The organism is Ancylomarina longa (assembly GCF_003996985.1).
GTDB lineage: Bacteria > Bacteroidota > Bacteroidia > Bacteroidales > Marinifilaceae > Ancylomarina_A > Ancylomarina_A longa.
In genome coordinates, this window is record NZ_RJJX01000010.1 from 84,189 (window position 1) to 103,076 (window position 18,888).

8 protein-coding genes are annotated in these 18,888 nt (G+C 33.9%); 5 read left to right on the top strand and 3 right to left on the bottom strand.

Features of this window, described 5'->3' with window-relative positions; genetic code table 11:
* Positions 1 to 6 precede the first annotated feature (6 nt).
* Positions 7 to 822 carry an aminotransferase class IV gene (locus DLK05_RS09135; protein ID WP_127343701.1) on the top strand — a complete coding sequence of 272 codons (816 nt, stop codon included), beginning with the start codon at positions 7 to 9 and terminating at the stop codon, positions 820 to 822.
* Here the strand turns inward: DLK05_RS09135 and DLK05_RS09140 are convergent.
* Positions 816 to 3,845 (bottom strand): sensor histidine kinase, encoded by a 3,030-nt coding sequence (locus DLK05_RS09140; protein WP_127343702.1) that lies wholly within the window; start codon positions 3,843 to 3,845, stop codon positions 816 to 818. The two genes, DLK05_RS09135 and DLK05_RS09140, sit on opposite strands and share 7 nt — an antisense overlap.
* Positions 3,846 to 4,208: 363 nt before the next feature.
* Here DLK05_RS09140 and DLK05_RS09145 point away from each other — a divergent pair, with 363 nt between their 5' ends.
* Positions 4,209 to 4,769 (top strand): hypothetical protein, encoded by a 561-nt coding sequence (locus tag DLK05_RS09145; protein WP_127343703.1) that lies wholly within the window; start codon positions 4,209 to 4,211, stop codon positions 4,767 to 4,769.
* Positions 4,766 to 7,225: a cache domain-containing protein gene (locus DLK05_RS09150; protein WP_127343704.1), complete on the top strand. Its 2,460-nt coding sequence runs from the start codon at positions 4,766 to 4,768 to the stop codon at positions 7,223 to 7,225. The genes DLK05_RS09145 and DLK05_RS09150 overlap by 4 nt, the downstream gene beginning before the upstream one ends.
* Here the strand turns inward: DLK05_RS09150 and DLK05_RS09155 are convergent.
* Together DLK05_RS09155 and DLK05_RS09160 are read right to left on the bottom strand one after the other, a co-directional pair.
* Complete coding sequence (locus DLK05_RS09155) at positions 7,222 to 8,259, bottom strand: PorP/SprF family type IX secretion system membrane protein (protein ID WP_127343705.1); 1,038 nt, start codon at positions 8,257 to 8,259, stop codon at positions 7,222 to 7,224. The two genes, DLK05_RS09150 and DLK05_RS09155, sit on opposite strands and share 4 nt — an antisense overlap.
* Positions 8,259 to 13,571 carry a T9SS type B sorting domain-containing protein gene (locus tag DLK05_RS09160; protein ID WP_127343706.1) on the bottom strand — a complete coding sequence of 1,771 codons (5,313 nt, stop codon included), beginning with the start codon at positions 13,569 to 13,571 and terminating at the stop codon, positions 8,259 to 8,261. The genes DLK05_RS09155 and DLK05_RS09160 overlap by 1 nt, the downstream gene beginning before the upstream one ends.
* 718 nt (positions 13,572 to 14,289) lie before the next feature.
* Here DLK05_RS09160 and DLK05_RS09165 point away from each other — a divergent pair.
* Positions 14,290 to 17,304, top strand: a complete 3,015-nt coding sequence (locus tag DLK05_RS09165; protein WP_127343707.1) for a SusC/RagA family TonB-linked outer membrane protein — start codon at positions 14,290 to 14,292, stop codon at positions 17,302 to 17,304.
* Between the two features lie 19 nt (positions 17,305 to 17,323).
* Positions 17,324 to 18,859, top strand: coding sequence for a RagB/SusD family nutrient uptake outer membrane protein (locus DLK05_RS09170; protein ID WP_127343708.1), 1,536 nt, complete (start codon positions 17,324 to 17,326; stop codon positions 18,857 to 18,859).
* Positions 18,860 to 18,888 lie beyond the last annotated feature (29 nt).

An 18,888-nucleotide genomic window follows, 5' to 3' on the forward strand; every position in this document is an offset into this window, starting at 1 on the left:
ATTGAGATGAGTGAATGCTATCGTTATTTATTTATTAAAAATGAGCAACTAAAACCATGTGAGGAATTTACTGATTTGCAGGTTCAGAATGGTATTTCTTTATATGAGGTGCTTCGGGTTGTATCCGGGAAACCTATTTTTTTACAAGAACATTTCACTCGGTTGTGCAATTCTGCACTTCACATTAACCAATTGCTTTGGTACAATTTTGAGGATATTAGTCGTTTTATTCATCTATTGATTGAGAAAAATGATGTTAATGAAGGGAACATCAAATTGGTATTTAATATCCAGAAAAATCACAAAAATTTCTTTGCATATTTTTTGGCACACAAATACCCGAATAAAATACAATACACAAATGGTGTGCGTACAATGATTCATTCAGCAGAAAGACCTACTCCTAAGGCTAAAGTGTATCACCATCAGCTTCGCTCCAAAACAAATAATATAATTCGGGAAGCAGAAATATTCGAAGTATTGCTATTAAATAAAGCAGGTAATTTAACTGAAGGCAGTCGTTCCAATCTTTTTTTCATTAAAAATAACGAACTCTACACAGCTCCGGATAATGAGGTTTTAAATGGAATTGCACGAAGTAAAGTACTTGAAATTGCAGATAAACTAAACATTACCGTTCATAAAACCTCTATTGCTTATGAGGATATTAGATATTTTGATGCTGCATTCTTAACAGGTACATCCCCAATGGTTCTACCAATTCAACGCATCAATTCCTTGCGTTATTCGGTTACACATCCACTTTTATCTGATATATTAAGAACGTATCGATCCTTAATCAAGGAATATTTAAATCAGTAAATTTTAGGAAATCCAAGTTCTACTCTTGTTCCTGCCGAACTATTTGATACATCTTCCATATCATCAATTTGATAATAGAACTTATTTCCATTTGAATGAACTTGATTTAATAATTTAATCCTGTTTTTAGTGATCTGAACCGCTTCACAATAAGATTTGTATTCTCTTTCGGTACATCTTGTTTTTGATTCCTTTCTTCCAATTCCATTATCAGTAATCACGCATTTCAAATATTCATCTTTTTGAAATTGAAAGCTTATTTGCAAATTCCCTTCTTTCTCCGAGTTTCCAATGCCAAATTTGATAGCATTCTCAAGAAATGGTTGTATAAGCATGGGTGGTAATTTAACCGTAAGTGGATTAATATTTAATCCTATCTCAATTTCATACTTAAAGCAATGTGAGTATCGCATTTGTTCCAATTTCAAATAATACTTTAAATAAGTAAGCTCTTCAGAAAGAGAAACATTATCTTTATTCGCGTTGTCAATATTTTGTCTCAATACCATTGAGAAATCAGATAAATATTCCAATGCCAATTCCTGTTTACCCTCTAAAATGTAACTTTGTATAGAATTCAATGAATTAAACAGGAAGTGTGGTCCAAGCTGCATTTGTAAAGCCTTTATCTTTAGACCTACATTTCTTCGGAATTGTTTGGTTCTTCGTTTTTCTATTCTCTTGATTTTCCTCACATATATAAATAGGCAAATAAATAGGACAAACACGATAGAAAGAAAAAGGAATATTCTAAACCACCACAACCTCCACCAGGGCGTTTCTATCTGAATCTCTATACTATAATCACTAATAGAAGTTTCACTCAAATTTTTTGCCTTAGCCATTAAGGTGTAAGTCCCACTTGGTAAATTTGAATAAATAGTTTTATTGCTATCCGTCCAAGGGGTCCATTTTTCCTCTAAACCATCTAATCTATATTGATATAATACGTTAGACGGATTTTCACAAAAATTATAGGAGAACTCAAAATTCACGAAATTCTCCTTGTATCCCAATTTTATTGGATTCAAAGGCGATTTAGTCCAAAAATCTATTCTACTACTATCCATTTCCCATTTTTGACTCCGCACCTGTACTTTTGACAAAACCAATTGTCTCTTACTCTCGTCAACCAATATAAGCTTAGTATTAATTTTTAGTAATTTATTATTGGTTTGAACCCAGATATTCTGATTTTTATCAACAACAGATTTATTACCGGTTTGGTCGAAATAACCATCTTTAGCATTCCAAAATCGATAATCAAGAGTTGAATCATTGTGCCATGTGTCATAAACAAATCGATGTACTCCTTCGTTTGTACCGCACCATAAGGAGCCATCCTTTAAGTATTGAAACCCATGAATAGAAACACCTTTTAATCCATCCCTCTTCGACAAAGAATCTATTACTTCCAATTGATTCTTCCTGATAGATATCTTATATATCACACCATTATTACCACCGGCTATTATGGTCGAATCAGAAATAAAAAGCATATCATTTACAATATTATGAATACCAGAATTACTCCTGTTGAAAATTTGATAATGTCCCTCATGAAAATATAGAATGCCCATTTGTTTGGTAGCAATCCATACTTCATTCCCTTTTTCAAGTATTTTACTAATTTCTATTTCTGATGATTTTGGGAATTTGTAAATTGGCTTATCCAAAATTTTACCATCTATAGAATAAAAGCGTAATTCATTTTTATGATGACATAAAAGTTCGCCATTACCAGTAATTATGAAATTTTCTGATGAAGTAATTCCCTTATAATTCAAACTAAAATTTCTGGGATTCAAAGTAAAAAATCCTTTATTACTAGAAATCCAAAGTTTGTCTTCCTTATCAAATGCGATGTTGTTAATTTTTAATTCACAATTACAAATATTTTTTTTTGAAATTAACTTACAAAGTTGTTCAGTTTTAATTCTATTAACCTGCACATCATCATTAAAAATCAGAATTTCAGAATTTGTTGAAAGGTATACACCACCTGTTTTATTTGAAGCTATATCATTTATCTTGATGTTTTTAATTCCCTCTATTTTAACATCAAAGTATTTAAAATTTGATTTAGGAATAAATATCAAACCCTGTTCTCGGGTTCCCATCCACCAATTATCATTCTCACCATATAAAGTTTGAATAAAAAAGGAATTCAAATCGCTTGCTGAAGATAAATCTTTGAAAGACTTACCATCGTAAGTCAGAACTTTACGATGTTCTACACCTTTTTGAAAATACCGTAAAAGATAGGCTTTCGTATGATGATTTTGTACCGTCTCCAAGATATCGCAAAGTAGAGTCTTATCAGGTAACTTTAACCATAACTGAGCACCAATATCTATGCTATCTAATATTGTATAATCTAATTCAATTGTTGGAATGTGATCAGCCGTTGAGAGTTCAATTATTTTGTCGCGATCAAAACGTATTGGAATTGGCAGATTAGGAAAATTATCATTTCCATACAAAATAAAACCATCTTTGATTTTGCGTATTTTCGAAATATTAATATTTCTGAAATTTGAATTGTTATTTCTCACCAAGCCTCTCTTACCTTTCTCTAATACAATTAATCCTTCGGTAGTGCCAAGTAATATTCTATTTTTTAAACTATCAGCAAACAGGCAATTAATTTCACAGTTAAGATTCTTATTAATCCGGCTTAAAAATGTAAGAGATTTCCCATCAAATAGAAACAATCCTTTTCCTAAAACAGAAATTAACATATCCCCGTTACCAAGTTGGCATAAGTCACTAATTCGCTCCCCTTGAAGTTTAATCAAATCAGATCGAAATTTTATTTCACTACCGGTAAATTCATACAAACCGGCATAGGTGGCAAGCCAAACGACATCATGCGAATCCTGAAAAATATCTTCAACATTATTACTTGGTAAGCCATCCTTCATGGAAAAGCTTTGATGTTTTTGTATATTGGCAAATATTGTGGAAATAAATCCAAATGTTATCAGTACAACAAGAAGTCGTTTAAGGTGATTACTGTTCATAGTGCAATAATAGGAATTATCTTTCTACAATTAAGCTGCCAAAAGTGTCAAGTTACAATAATCGAGCTAACATCTACTTTTTCAGGATTATACAACCAGAATAAAAAGTGCCTAATAATTAATATTCCTAATGAAATATTTAAAATTATTTAAATTTAAAAACAATTATTGATATTTGACGTATAGATAATTATTCGGACAAAGAAGAAACATAAAAAGAGATTACGCACAACTATCAGTCCAATAGAAAAAGGAGTTTTATCTATTAATAAGAATTAAATTTCAAGAATAAACTACTTTAAAAAGCTTTGCCTAAAACTCATAATTGTTCTATTCACACTATTCCTTGAAATTCATTTGCTCATGAAATTCACATTTACTCAAAAAGACATTGAAAAATCCATAAATGAATACTCTGATAATGAAAATTTTGACATCACTATATTGCCACGCATAATGGCATTATACGCTATAAAAAAAGAACTTAAAGAAATACAAAATTTAAGATGGTATTATGAATATGATCATGTGAATATTCACCAAAATCAGGTAGTGATGGAATACGAGAATAACCAAAGCAATAATTTTACTTTTCACTACCAAATACCACTCAAACAAAACTTTGAGTTGAATGTGTTTTTGGCAAACTCCTCCATTCATTTTTTGGATATCTATAACTTTCTAATTCAAAAGAATATTATTCAGAAGGATCAGTTTCCTTTAAAGGCTGAATATCATACCATTCCTCATTTTACAATTAGTATGCTTACCAAAAGATACAACCTGCGGATTCTCAAAAAAATAACTGAAGAAAAGGACTTAAACCATACCTTTACAGATGATGCGATTTTAAATGAATTAAAAAATGGATTTAATATTTTCAATCCGATATTTGAACAAATACTAAATCAATTTAAAATTTGATTTATTTTATAGATATGAATTCCAATCCAACCCATAAAAAGCCTACCAAATTGAGAATTAGCCGTGCTTATTTTCTATTATTTCTAGTACTTACAATCTCATTTTTATTAGGAATTGGAGGAGTATGGATCTACAAAGAATTTTCTGACTTCCACAAAGAATCTCAAAACTTAAGAAAAGAATCTATTGAAAGACAAAAAGATTTATTGGTTAGAAATGCCAATGAGTGTTTGAATTTCATTAGCTATCAAAATAAAATTTCTGAAACCAGACTGAAGCACAGACTTGAAAATTTTGTAAAACAAGCTCATGCTATAGCCAATAATATTTATCTGGGAAATAAGGGTAAAATTCCTGATACTGAAATCAAAAAAAGAATTAAACAAGCTATTACTGCTCTTCGTTTTACATCTGGTCGCGGATATATTTTTATCAATACCTTAGGCGGAAAAGGTGTACTCTACCCTTTTTCAAAAGAAAATGAAGGTAAAAATTTATCAAACTTTCAAGATCTTAACAAAAATTTCATTGTAAAAAATGAAATCGAATTAATGAGATACAAAGAGGAAGCATACACCAAGTATGAGAATCATCATATGGTGAAAAACAAATACAATGCTTACACTAAAGTTTCCTTCATAAAAAAATTTAAGCCATATAACTGGTACATGGGAAGTTTTGCCTACTTAGATGATATGAAAGGTGAAATTCAAAAAGAAGTACTAACACGTATAAGCCAGATTTCATTAGATAACAACAATTATTTCTTTGTTTACCAAAAAGATGGTAAATGTTTATTGCATGGTGATTCCGTTAGTATTGGTCAAAATTATCAGAATTATAAAAATCCTATTCGTAGAAAAAATGTTGAAATGCTTCTAAAATCTGCAGTGATGAAAGAATCAGGTTTTGTTAGCTATCCCGACCCTGATGCCGAAAAAGGAACAAAGGTATCATATATTCAATATATTGAAGACTGGAATTGGATTATTGGTGCTGGAGTTTTCACCAGTGATATTGATAAAAGCATTGAAATTGCAGGCAAAGAATTACAGAGTAAAGTGAATCGCTATATAATCCAAATTATCAGCATTATAGTATTAGCTATCATCATCCTATACTTTACAACTCGATATATTTCTTCAAGAATGAAACAAAATTTTGTTTCATTTAATAATTTTTTCCGCAGAGCTTCTACGCAATCCTATAAAATAAATACAGAAGAATTACATTTTACCGAATTTCAAGACCTTGCGATAACAATCAATCGTATGATTGATATTCGAACTCAGAAAGAGAAAGAATTACTTTTGGCAAGAGAAAAGGCAGAAGAGTCTGATCGATTAAAATCATCCTTCCTTGCTAATATGTCACATGAAATACGCACTCCAATGAATGCAATTATTGGATTTTCAGAATTATTGCAACAAGAAGATTTACCCCAGGAAACAAGGCAACAATTTTTCTCTCACATTCGAAACAGTGGAAACACACTCCTAAATCTTATTAATGATATAATTGATTTCTCAAAAATTGAATCAGGAGAATTAAAAATTTCAAAAACAACATTTAGCCTAAATCAACTATTCGAAGAATTATATCAGACCTTTGAAAAAATTAAAACCAAAAAAGGGAAAGATCATATTAAGCTGGAGTTTACAACTGGTTTAGACAACTCTAATTCTCTTGTATATTCAGACCCTTTAAGACTAAAGCAAATTATCACCAATTTAGTTGATAACGCTCTGAAATTCACTGAAAAAGGCATTATTCAGGTATCCTATCAAGTGGATGTAGATTCGCTTATTTTCTCTGTAAAAGATTCTGGAATTGGAATTTCTAAAGACAAGCAAGATGTTATCTTTAGTAGATTCCGTCAAGCTGATGACTCTCATGCAAGAAGATTTGGCGGCACAGGTTTAGGATTATCTATCTCCAGAAAGTTAGCAGAACTATTAAATGGAACTATGTGGGTAGAATCTACAGTGGATATCGGAAGTAGCTTTTTCATAAAAATTCCATTTCTGCAAAATGAAAAAGCAGAGCTAACTCCAATAAATAAAAATACCAAACGTAAGAATGGGTATAATAAAAATTTGTATGGTAAAAAGGTATTGATTGTTGATGACTATAAGGTTAATTTAACCTTGATAGAGCAAATGTTACATGCCACAGGTCTTGAACTCTATGTGGCAGAAAATGGTCAGTTAGCCATAGAGTATTGCATTAAACATCAAATTGATCTCGTGTTGCTGGATTTACAAATGCCTGAGTTAAACGGATACGATACCTTAAAATTGATGAGAAAAGAGCAGCCAAAGATTAAAATTATTGCTCAAACAGCGTATGCTTTGGCAAATGAGAAAGAGCAAATTCTAAATTCTGGCTTTAATGGATACATTTCAAAACCGATAGTCAGAAAAGAATTATTGGAATTAATATATCAAATGATTTAGAATCTTGGGCATTTAATTCTTCCAATTTGTCTTCTTCTTCGTAAATATTTTTCGTTACAACCAGATCTATTTCGTTTTGAGTTTTTAAATCTCATTAGAAATGAAATTTCGTGAGCGCCTGTATTTGTATGTATTAATTTAGATATCGTTTTATCATAACTGTATGACACTTGCCACCAATCTCTCATTATCCCTAATTGAAGAATTATCGCATCATACTCCAATTCTAAATTATCGCGATACCACATTCCTAAAATTAGAGAGCCTTTTGATAAGTATAAGCCATAATTAAGTTGTTTGTTTGTCTCTTGCTGCTGATATAAAAAATTAGGAGCCAGACTGTATTCCGATTGATGCAATCCTCTTCTAAATACTGGAACATTGACTCCTGCATGCAAAGTATATTTTCGAGGTAATTTAGAGTAATCACTCTCGTCTTTATAAGTTTGATCTGGTTCCGATAAATGATGAATAGCAAATCCAATAAACCAGTTTTTATATGATGCTATCATGCCTGATGAAAAATCAAAATAATTACGTTTTAAATGATCAGGCATACTTTCTCCACTAAAAGGATTTATTAATCCATTAATATAAAATTCATCAGTTTGATCAGGAAAAGTAAAATTAGCAGAGTTGAGTTTTCTTTGGACATAAGAAGCCTGTAATCCAAATTTGATGACTAAATCACGAGTTATGGATAATGAATAGGAATACATTCCACTCATCATAGTGGTACTTATGGTTCCATCACCTTGTTCGTCCTGCATAATATGCAAACCCAGCCCACCATTAAGTGCATTAATATATTTATCGTAAGCCACACTATAAGTAACATAAGCAGAACTAATTTCAGGCCATTGGTTTCTGTAGCTCATAGATACTCTGGCGTCAAAATCAGATCCTGCAAAAGCCGGATTTAGATAAACCTTATTCGCATAGAATTGTGAGAACTCTACATCTTGAGAATATAATTCTGCAGAGTTCATCATGAATAATATAATAGCAACTATTTTTAGTTTTTTTATTATCATTATCTAAATAATGTTACTGTTCCGTGCGCCTGTTCTTTTCCACCATAAAAGATAATCCAAACATACACTCCTATTTCAGACTCTTTTCCTTTATACGTACCATTCCAACCTTCATATTTTAACTCATTATTACTAACCATATCCTTTTTGAGTTCAAAAACTTGTTCTCCCCAACGAGAATAGATATACATCTCAAAATTAGTAACCACTCCTTTAAATACAGGATAAAAGATTTCATTAGGACCTTTTCCATTTGGTGTAAAAACATTAGGAACAACCATCTTGGGTTTCAAATATTTTACTGTCACATTGGCCTTAGCAATACACCCAAATTTATTCATAACCTGAACAGAATAGTCTCCAGCTTCATTAACATCAATACTCCTCCAGTCAGATCCATTGCTCCAATTGTAGGATGAATATCCAGAACCTGCATCAATCGTTACGGATTGTCCTTTATAAATACTTAAAGTATCCGCAGCAATTCCAATTTGGGGTGTTGGATAAACTTCCACATGAATTATATCAGATCCCATGATTCCATACATATCCCAAACTTGTACGGTGTAATCACCGGATTTGTTTACAGAAATCGTTCTATTCGTTGATCCTGTACTCCACAAATATTTATCCCAATTGCCAGCATCGAGCAATAATGAAGTACCTTCACATATGCCAGCGCTACCACCAAGATTAATAGTAGGAATAGGATTCACGGCTACTTTAACTTTACCATTACCTCTACAGCCATACATATCAACCACATTTACAGCATATTCACCATCCTGATCCACTTTCAAGAATTGAGAACTCGCCTGATTACTCCATTCATACTCTACATATCCATTACCTGCATCTAATAACAGTTCGCTACCTTCTGCAATAACCGTATCACGCCCTAAATTCACTTCCGGATTCTCATGAACAAAAATATTAATATCATCTTCTCCTGTGCAACCGAATTCATCCGTTGTTTTTAATTGAAAGGTTCCTGCCTCATAGACATATATTGATCTTGTGTTTCCTCCAGGATTCCATTCTGTATAATATCCATCAGGAGCTTCTAAAATTAGCTCTTCCCCACGGCAGATATACAAATCTGGTCCCAAATCAACGATTGGCAAATCGTGAACCTTCACTTCAACAGAATCATAAGCAATACAACCATTGATATCCTGAACCATTACCGAGTAGATTCCACTCTTATTGACATCTCGTATTTGTGTACTAATACTATCATTCCATAAAAACTTTTCACCTTCACCAATATCCAATTTAACAGATTCCCCATAACACATGTCTACACGATCTGGCAAAGGAGAATTTGGTAAAGTAATAATCTCAACTTCAACACTATCAGAATCAAAACAGCCATTCTCATTATAAATTTCTAGAGAATACCATCCTGATTTTCCTACTTTTAATGAAGAGATATTCGTATTTGGAATATTTACTCCATTATGTTTCCACTGATAAGTGTATAAAGGATTGTTTGGTCCTTGAATATAGGTGGAGTCACCATGGCAAACTAAATTAGTCGTATAAGCCAAGGCAAAATTAAAATCCTTATAAAAAACTACATCTATACTATCGACTGCTGTACATCCGTTCTTATCAGAAACTAATACGGAATATCTATTTGAGGTATTAACTTCTATCTGTCTTGATGTTTCCCCTGTATTCCATAAATAACTGTTATAAACATTGTTTGCTCTTATTGTAGTCTTTGTTCCACCACAAACAGTCTGATCGGCTCCAAGATTGACCACTGGATTCGGATGAACGCTTAGATTCATATCATCGCTGGCGGAACAGCCATTTCCATTGGTTACTGTTACAGAATAATTTCCTGATGTTGATACATTGATAGTCTGTGAGGTTTCTCCGGTACTCCATAAATATGTTGCTCCCGCATTGCCGGCATCCAATGTGATGCTGCTGCCTGCACAGGTCTGCTGATCCGCTCCYAAATCTACGATTGAATTGGCATGAACAGTAACATTCATATCATCGCTGGCGGAACAACCATTGGTATTGGTTACAACAACGGAATAGTTGCCACTAATTGATGTGCTAATTGTTTGCGTAGTTTCTCCGGTACTCCATAAATATGTTGCTCCCGCATTGCCGGCATCCAATACAATGCTGCTGCCTGCACAGGTCTGCTGATCGGCTCCCAAATCTACGATTGGATTGGCATGAACAGTAACATTCACATCATCGCTGGCGGAACAACCATTGGTATTGGTTACAACAACGGAATAGTTGCCTGATGTAGATACTAATATTGCCTGAATTGCATCTCCCGTATTCCAAATAAAAGACTTCCCAGGATTCCCTGCATCTAGCATGATTGTATTTCCATTACAAGTCTCCTGATCAATACCTAAATCCACTATTGGATTGGCATGAACGGTTACATTTACGGAATCTGTTCCAGAACAACCCGTTGCATCTATCACAGTAACCTGATAATTTCCAGTGGTTGATACATTAACAGTTTGAGTGGTTTCTCCGGTACTCCATAAATAAGCAGCACCAGGATGACCAGCATCAAGTAAAACGGAAACTGATTGGCATATTTCTTTGTCAGATCCAAGATCAACAATTAAACTCTTGTTAATATTAACCCGAACAGTATCTTTTACAGGGACAACACAAGGATTTAGTGGATTGGCTGTTAATTCGATATCTACAAAACCATTTATCGCATCATTAGTTCCTGGATTATAATTCGTATTCAAAAGATTTACATCACTTAATGAACCATCTCCTAAAGTTCTCCACATCACGGATGAGTAATTACTTGCATTACCAGTCAAATCAGCTACTCCACCTTCACAAATAGATAAATCAGAACCTGCATTTACTGTTGGATGCTGAACGACATCAACAGTTACATCCAAAGGAATTTCAGATAATTTAAACATACTAATACCATCCAAAGCATAACCATTACCTACACCAGAGGTACTAATATTATCAATAGTAATCGTTAATTGGGTATTTGAATTACTATAAATTAGACTCTTAAAAAGATCCCAATTACAAGGCTCATCAGTATAGAACTGATCCACTATTACTCCATTTACCTTAATTTCAAACTCGTCGTAACTATTAGAATGAAGATTAGTAATGTTTACAGAAAACATATAATAACTGTCAGTATCAACATTGATGGTCTGCTCCCAGACAGTATGATGCGCCTCAGCTCCTTTAACGACCATTACATTATCTGGAAAATTTCCAGTTATACCTGTACAATCACTAAATCCACCACCTAAAATAGTTGTATTACTATTTATTATATACTTGCTTTTTTGATGACGACATGACCAACTCCATGGATTCGAACAATAATAATATCCACTCTGAAAACCAATATTCCCCAAAGTAAAATCACCATTATTTACTAATTCCAAAGTTTGATCAATGTAAAATAATCTAAGATGATAGGTTGTAGTTGAATCGGGAGTAACCACGACACGTGAAGACAAACCAGCTACATCCCAATTAAATAAGAAATCATTACCGGCATATAATTCTACAGATTCATCCCTACATGTAATAGTATCATTTAAGGTCACATTTGGAATTATTCCCGTTGCACTGGTAATGTTAATCATATCCATCGATGAACAACCATTAGCATCATAGACACGAACAGCATATAATCCAGGCTTATTAACATTTAAATACCTGCCTCGATAACCATTATCCCAAATATATGCAAAATGCACACCAGCATCTAAGCGTATTACATCTCCACTATTAAGAACTTGGTCAGGACCTAGATCAACAACTGGAGGTGGTAAAAGAGTTACATTTACATCATCCGTTGCATTACAGCCATGTTTATTTGTTACATCTACCGAATAATTACCAGCATTATAGACTATAATTTCCTGAGTTGTTTCCCCCGTATTCCATAAATAAGTTGCACCGGAAATTCCAGCATTTAAGACTACTGGTTCGCCGGAACAAACCGTTCTATCCGGGCCTAAATCAATAGTAAAATTAGCATAAAACCCAACAAATACGGTATCTGCATTAACACAACTATTAGCTCCGGTTATAGTTACTGAATAATTACCTGCAGAAGATACAGCTATAGATTGAGACATTTCCCCCGTATTCCAAATGTAAGTCGAACCAGGATTTTCAGCATCCAATATCACATCTCCACCATCACATGAGGCTTGCTGAGAGCCAAAATCAACAGCTGGGATTGACTTCAATATCAGAGTTAAAGAATCAGACACTATTCTACAAGGAGTATTTGAATTTGCATTGGCAGATAAAATTACAGATCCATTTAATATATCATTATTACCTGGTGTATAGTTTGAATTTGTACTCGTTGGATTTGAGAAAACACCATCCCCAGAAGTTGTCCAATAAAAATCCGTATTATTAGAAGTAGTGGCACTCAAATTAGCAATTTCGTTACCACAAATTTCTATATCAGAACCGACATTCACTATAGCAGGATCTATAACATTAATAGTCCGAGTATCAGGAACCTCATTTAAAGGATTAAATGAAATCCCATCTAATGCATAATCATTTCCACTTCTGATCGTATTTTTATTCACGATAGAAATTTCAATACTTGTATTTGCTCCGGAATACCACAAAGAGTAAAATTCTTCCCAAAGACAAGTAGTCCCGGCACTAGGTTCAATATAATCCCCCATTAACACACCATCAATCATAAACTCCAAACGCGCAGGATTAGTAGGGTGCACATTACATGCCCATGTGGAAAATGCATAATACTGATTGGGATTTACTGTAATTGTTTCACTCCACACCACTACATCTTCCTCTGATGCTCCATTCACAATTAGCATTTTGTCGGGACTGCCACCTGAATGACCACTACAAGAAGAAAAATTGGCGTGATAGGCATTTGGATTATCATCTACCGCATATCGACCTTCTTCCCATAAGGATTGGGGATCGGAATGATTTGAAGAAGAAAGTATTGGATCAGGACAATAGACATACTCACTATAAAATCCAGTATTCCCAGCATTAAAATCCCCGTTTGCAATTAATTCTGTCGATATATCAGGAATGAATACCCTTAAATTATAGGATGTTGTTATTGATGGAGAAACACTAATGGATCGGGAAAGATCTCCAGTGCTCCAATTGTACATATAAGAACCAGCTGCTGCTTCCAAAACCACAGACTCTCCCAAACAGATAGTAGTATCACTTAACGGACTAACTATTTGAGCCGCACCAATATGAAAACAAAATCCAAAAATTACCGTAATACTAACAAGCCGTAGAAATTTCTTCATTTAATCTCCTTGTTTACACCTCATTTCAAGATCTACATTCAAATCAACTTTGACGAATGACTTTTTTTACTATCTTAACTACGTAAATTTACTGATTAAAGTTTGATTTCATCATGTCAATCATTTGTTTTTTTATAAAAAAAACTACAACCTTGTGATAATGAATACATTTCACGACTGTTTAATTTTTATTAATATTAAAACCAAATAAAAGGATCGTATTCCATCAAATTTTTTTAATAATACCTCCCGAAATTTTAAGAAACAGTTCTTATTTCTTCACCTACTTAATTTAGCCTCCATACTACAGAATTATTTAAAATGCAGGAATAAAAATTCAGTCAGGTTCGATACCAAAAGCTACAAACCACAATTATTACTATTTCTTTCATAAATCCTTTACAACAATGAAACTTGCAACATTTTTAATGCAAAACAGGAACAATCATTTCATTTATGTTTTATTTAGAGAGATATCAGACCACAACTAGCACAATACAAAATTTATACTTCCATTTAATAATCATATACAGAAAATTCATTCATCCTTAATTTCTCCCCATCCAACCTTCTGTTTTTCTTGCACTTTAATTGCCTTGTTGTGTTTTTATTGTATTCTATTATTTTTTTGATGAGGTTTACTAAATGCCATATTTTTGGAAGAAACACCTATATTAAACGATCTTTAGGTAGTTATAAACAATCTAAAAAAATTAGCATGAGATTACTATTTACGAACCTAATTCTTTTGCTGTTTTCCCTATCCGTTTTTGCACAAAACAAAAGCGTATTGACAGGAACAGTAACGGATCCAACGGGTGCACCCCTTACAGGAGTGACCGTATTTATTAAAGGGACTACCTCTGGAACTATCACAGATATTAAAGGTATCTACTCTTTAAATAATGTATCTACCGAAAACGTTGTAGTATATAGCTTCATGGGCTACATTACACAAGAGCTCCAAATTAATGACCAAAAAATCATTAATATACAATTGGAGGAAGACAATCTTAACCTGGATGAAGTTGTTGTAGTTGGATATGGAAAACTCCATGTCAAAGACCTCACCTCATCAATTACCACTGTTAAATCAGAAGACCTACTCAAAACTCCATCAGGTCAGGCAATGCAAGCCTTACAAGGTAAAGTTGCAGGACTTCAAGTTGTAAGTGCTGGGGCTCCTGGTGAATCTCCAACAATCAGAATACGTGGTATTGGCTCTTACCCTGGTAGAGGAAATGAAAACCCATTATATGTTGTTGATGGTGTATTTTTTGACAATATTGATTTTCTAAATACAGCAGATATCGCTACAATTTCTGTTTTAAAAGATGCGTCAGCTGCTGCCATTTATGGTGTGAGAGCTGCGAATGGTGTTGTTTTGATTGAAACAAAATCAGGGAAACCAAATCAAAAGGCTCAAATTACTTATGATGGTTATTACGGTTATCAGGTAGCACAAAATGTACTTAAGATGGCAAATGCAGAGCAATATACCACCATGGCTTTGGAGTCAGGATCGGCTGCTGATGCAAGTTTTATTTTAAATGCCATGCAACGCTATGGTAGAAGTAGAGTTAATCCAAATGTTCCAAATGTGAATACAGATTGGTACGATGAAATCATGAGACCTGCAAGCATTCAAAATCATAGTTTAAGTGTTTCTGGTGGAAATGATAATACCAGCTATTCATTAGGAACCAGTTATTTCGCCCAAGAAGGTATTCTCGACATGAAAAATGAATACGAGCGTTTTAATCTTCGTTCGAAGATTGATTATAAAGCAAGTAATAAGGTCACTGTAGGTGGAAATATGATTTTTAGTAATGCCACAAAATATGCTCCTGAATCAGGCGCATGGAATCAAGCTTATTTCGCTGTTCCAATTTTGCCAATTTACGACGATCTAAATGTAAATGCTACTCCAACGAATTATGCAAATGCTCAGGATTTGGGATATAGAGGTGGACAAAATCCATTTCCAACACTTAAATTCAACGAGAACAAACAAAAAATAAGAAAATTACTTGCCAACTTCTATGTTAAGCTTGATCTTATTCCACAAAAATTGTCTTTTAAAACTACCTATAATCACAACTTTACATCTATTGATCAACGTAATGTTCGATTACCTTATTTTATTGGTAATGATTTTCAAAGAGTAGATGCTTCAGTGGTTAAGAGAGCTGAGACCTATTCCAATCAAACATGGGATAACATTCTTACCTATACAGACAGTTTTGGAGATCACAATGTAGTTATTATGGCTGGTTCGTCTTACAGAGACCAAGCCTTTAATATGCTTACAGCTACAGGATTAAACTTCCCAACTGACCAAGAACAGACCTATTACATTGAACAATCAGAAACTGTACCTTCTGAGGATGTTCATGATGATGGTTTGAGACAATATGGAATGTCCTATTTCGGAAGGGTTTCTTACAATTATAAGAGTAAATATTTGTTGTATGGAACGATGAGAGCAGACGGAAGCTCCAAGTATCAGCAGAAATGGGGTTACTTCCCTACTGTTGGTGCAGGTTGGGTAATTTCAGAAGAAAACTTCCTAAAGGATGTTAACATTATTGACTTCTTGAAACTACGCGCTAGTTGGGGAAGACTTGGTAATGACAAAATTCAAGCTAGCGATGGCGCTATAACCACACAAGTGGTAACTACAGCCATTAATGATGTGCTTGTTTCAGGAACAACGACATCCAGTACTTTTTCTTCTCTAAAATGGGAAGTTACAGAGGAAACTAACGTAGGTTTAACTGCTAAGCTATTAAATGGTCGTTTATCCCTTGATGCAGATTATTTTCTTAGGGACACAAAAAATGCCGCTATCAATGTAAGTATCCCTTCTGTTGGAGGTAGTGTTTTGAAAAATGTGGGTGTTATCAGAAATTCCGGATTTGAGTTAGCATTAAATTGGAATGATAACATATCTAAAGATTTTAGTTACAGTATCGGAGCGAATATTTCCACCTTGAAAAATGAAGTAAGAAATCTTTTCGGTCAACCACATATTGATGGTGGTCAGGCGGAATTCCGTCAACGTTCCATTGTTGGAGAACCATTATTAGCATTCTACGGTCGTGAAGTAGTAGGTGTCTATCAAAATGATGCTGAAATTCAAGCAGATCCTGTTGCATTAGAAAATGGATTGGTCCCTGGTGACCTCAAATACAAAGACCAGAATAATGATGGTAAAGTAGACGATGACGATAGAGTTGTTCTTGGCTCCTATTTCCCAACATTCATGTATGCATTTAATTTGGGTTTAACCTATAAAAACTGGGAATTCTCGGCTAACATGCTAGGACAAACCGGTAATAAAATTCTAAATCGCAAACGTGGAGAATTAATTTGGACTAACGATGGCAACCTGGATGCAGATCTAGCAACCAATCGCTGGCATGGAGAGGGAACTTCCAATAAATATCCTTCATCTGCAGGTTTAAGAAAAGGCTGGAATCAAAAAATGAGTGATTATTTTGTTGAGGACGGTTCCTTCTTTAGAATCCAGAATATTCAATTAGCTTATAATATTAGAAAAAAAGAATGGTTTGGATTTCCAATTCCTGAAACAAGAATTTCATTAACTGCGGATCGTCCATTAACTGTATTTAAATACAACGGTTTTAATCCTGAAGTAGCCAATGGAGTAGATACTCAAACGTATCCTATTCCAGCAGTTTATACGATTGGGCTAAATGTTAAATTTTAATTCTTAAAACAACATTACAATGAAAAAATTAAAATATTCAATACAGCTCATTCTTTATATTGCTGTTATAATGTTCGCCACCTCATGTGAAGACAATTTAAATGATCCAGCTGAAAATAAATCTTTCACAGAAGGAACAGATTATACCATTTCTGAAGATATGGATTTACCTCTTCTTGGACTTTATGCAGGCTTTAATGATAAAGGATGGCCAAACAATCCTCTAATGGCTGTTAGAGGTGACGATGTTAATGCCGGTGGTCTTGGTGATCAACAAGATTTTGCTGAAACTGACAAATTCAACTATAACAAAGATTTCTGGATGTATAATGCAGTATGGGAAGATGAATATGCTGATGTTTTCACTTCCTATTCAGCAATTGAACAAATCCAATTGTATCAAGAATTCACCAGTAACAAGGCTCTCGGAGACCAATATATTGCTGAAGCTAAAACTATTCGCGCATGGTTATTATTTAATTTATCTCGCGTTTGGGGTGGTATATTTATTCCTGAGAACTCAGATCCATCCAATTTATTGGTAGCAAGTCTGACCTCAAAAGCTGATGTAATGCAATTTATTTCGGATCAGATGGATGAAGCTATTCCTTTATTACCAGATATGAGACCAAATGAGAGAACTGATATACCTGGAGGAGTAACAAAATATACTGCTCTAGCCATTAAAGCGTTGGCTAACCTTGAAATGGAAAACTATCAGAAAGTGGCCGATGCGACATCTCAAATCATTAGCAATGGTGGTTTTAGCTTAGAGCCTGATTTCTATGAACTATTCAAAATTGGAGGAAAACTCAACAGTGAAAACTTGCTTGAAATGCAATATTCCGACTTTGGAATGGGAGCCGGAGATAACAAAAGTTACCTATTTGCATTTTTCGGACCTCAAGGTTGGACACCTAAAGTTACCGGAGCTGGTGACGGATGGGGATTCTGGGAACCAAGCATGAAATACATCAAATTTATGCTGGATAGAAACGAAACTGTCCGTTTGGAAACAAGTGTTTTATTTACCGATAGAGGTATTGCTGAGATTGAAAAAGATCCAAATTACGCAACTCTACCAAGTTGGATTTCCAATACAACAAGATCGGGTGATCAAATCAATGACTATGCTCGGGCAATGTTTGCAAGTGGAAAACACTACTTGCCTTCTGATGAATTAACACCAGGACGTACAGATTATGGAACAAACAAAAATTTCACTTGTATTCGTTATGCTGAAATATTACTGATGCATGCCGAAGCATTAACTCAAGGAGCTTCTAGCTCAGTAATGTCCGCTGACGATGCAGTAAATGAAGTTAGAGCAAGAGCAGGTTTAGCTCCATTAACCGGAGTTACCAATGAGCAAGTTATGGATGAAAAATTTGCCGAACTGGCAATGGAATGGGGAACTCGTTTCTATGATATGGTAAGACTTGGAAAATATGATGAGTTAAGTTACGAAGGAAGAACTTTCAGTGCTGATCTAACCTATTTACCTTATCCACAAAATCAGGTGGATTTATTACCAGCTCTTCAGGGAAATAACTAATTATTATTGACTATCAAAAATTTGAAAAA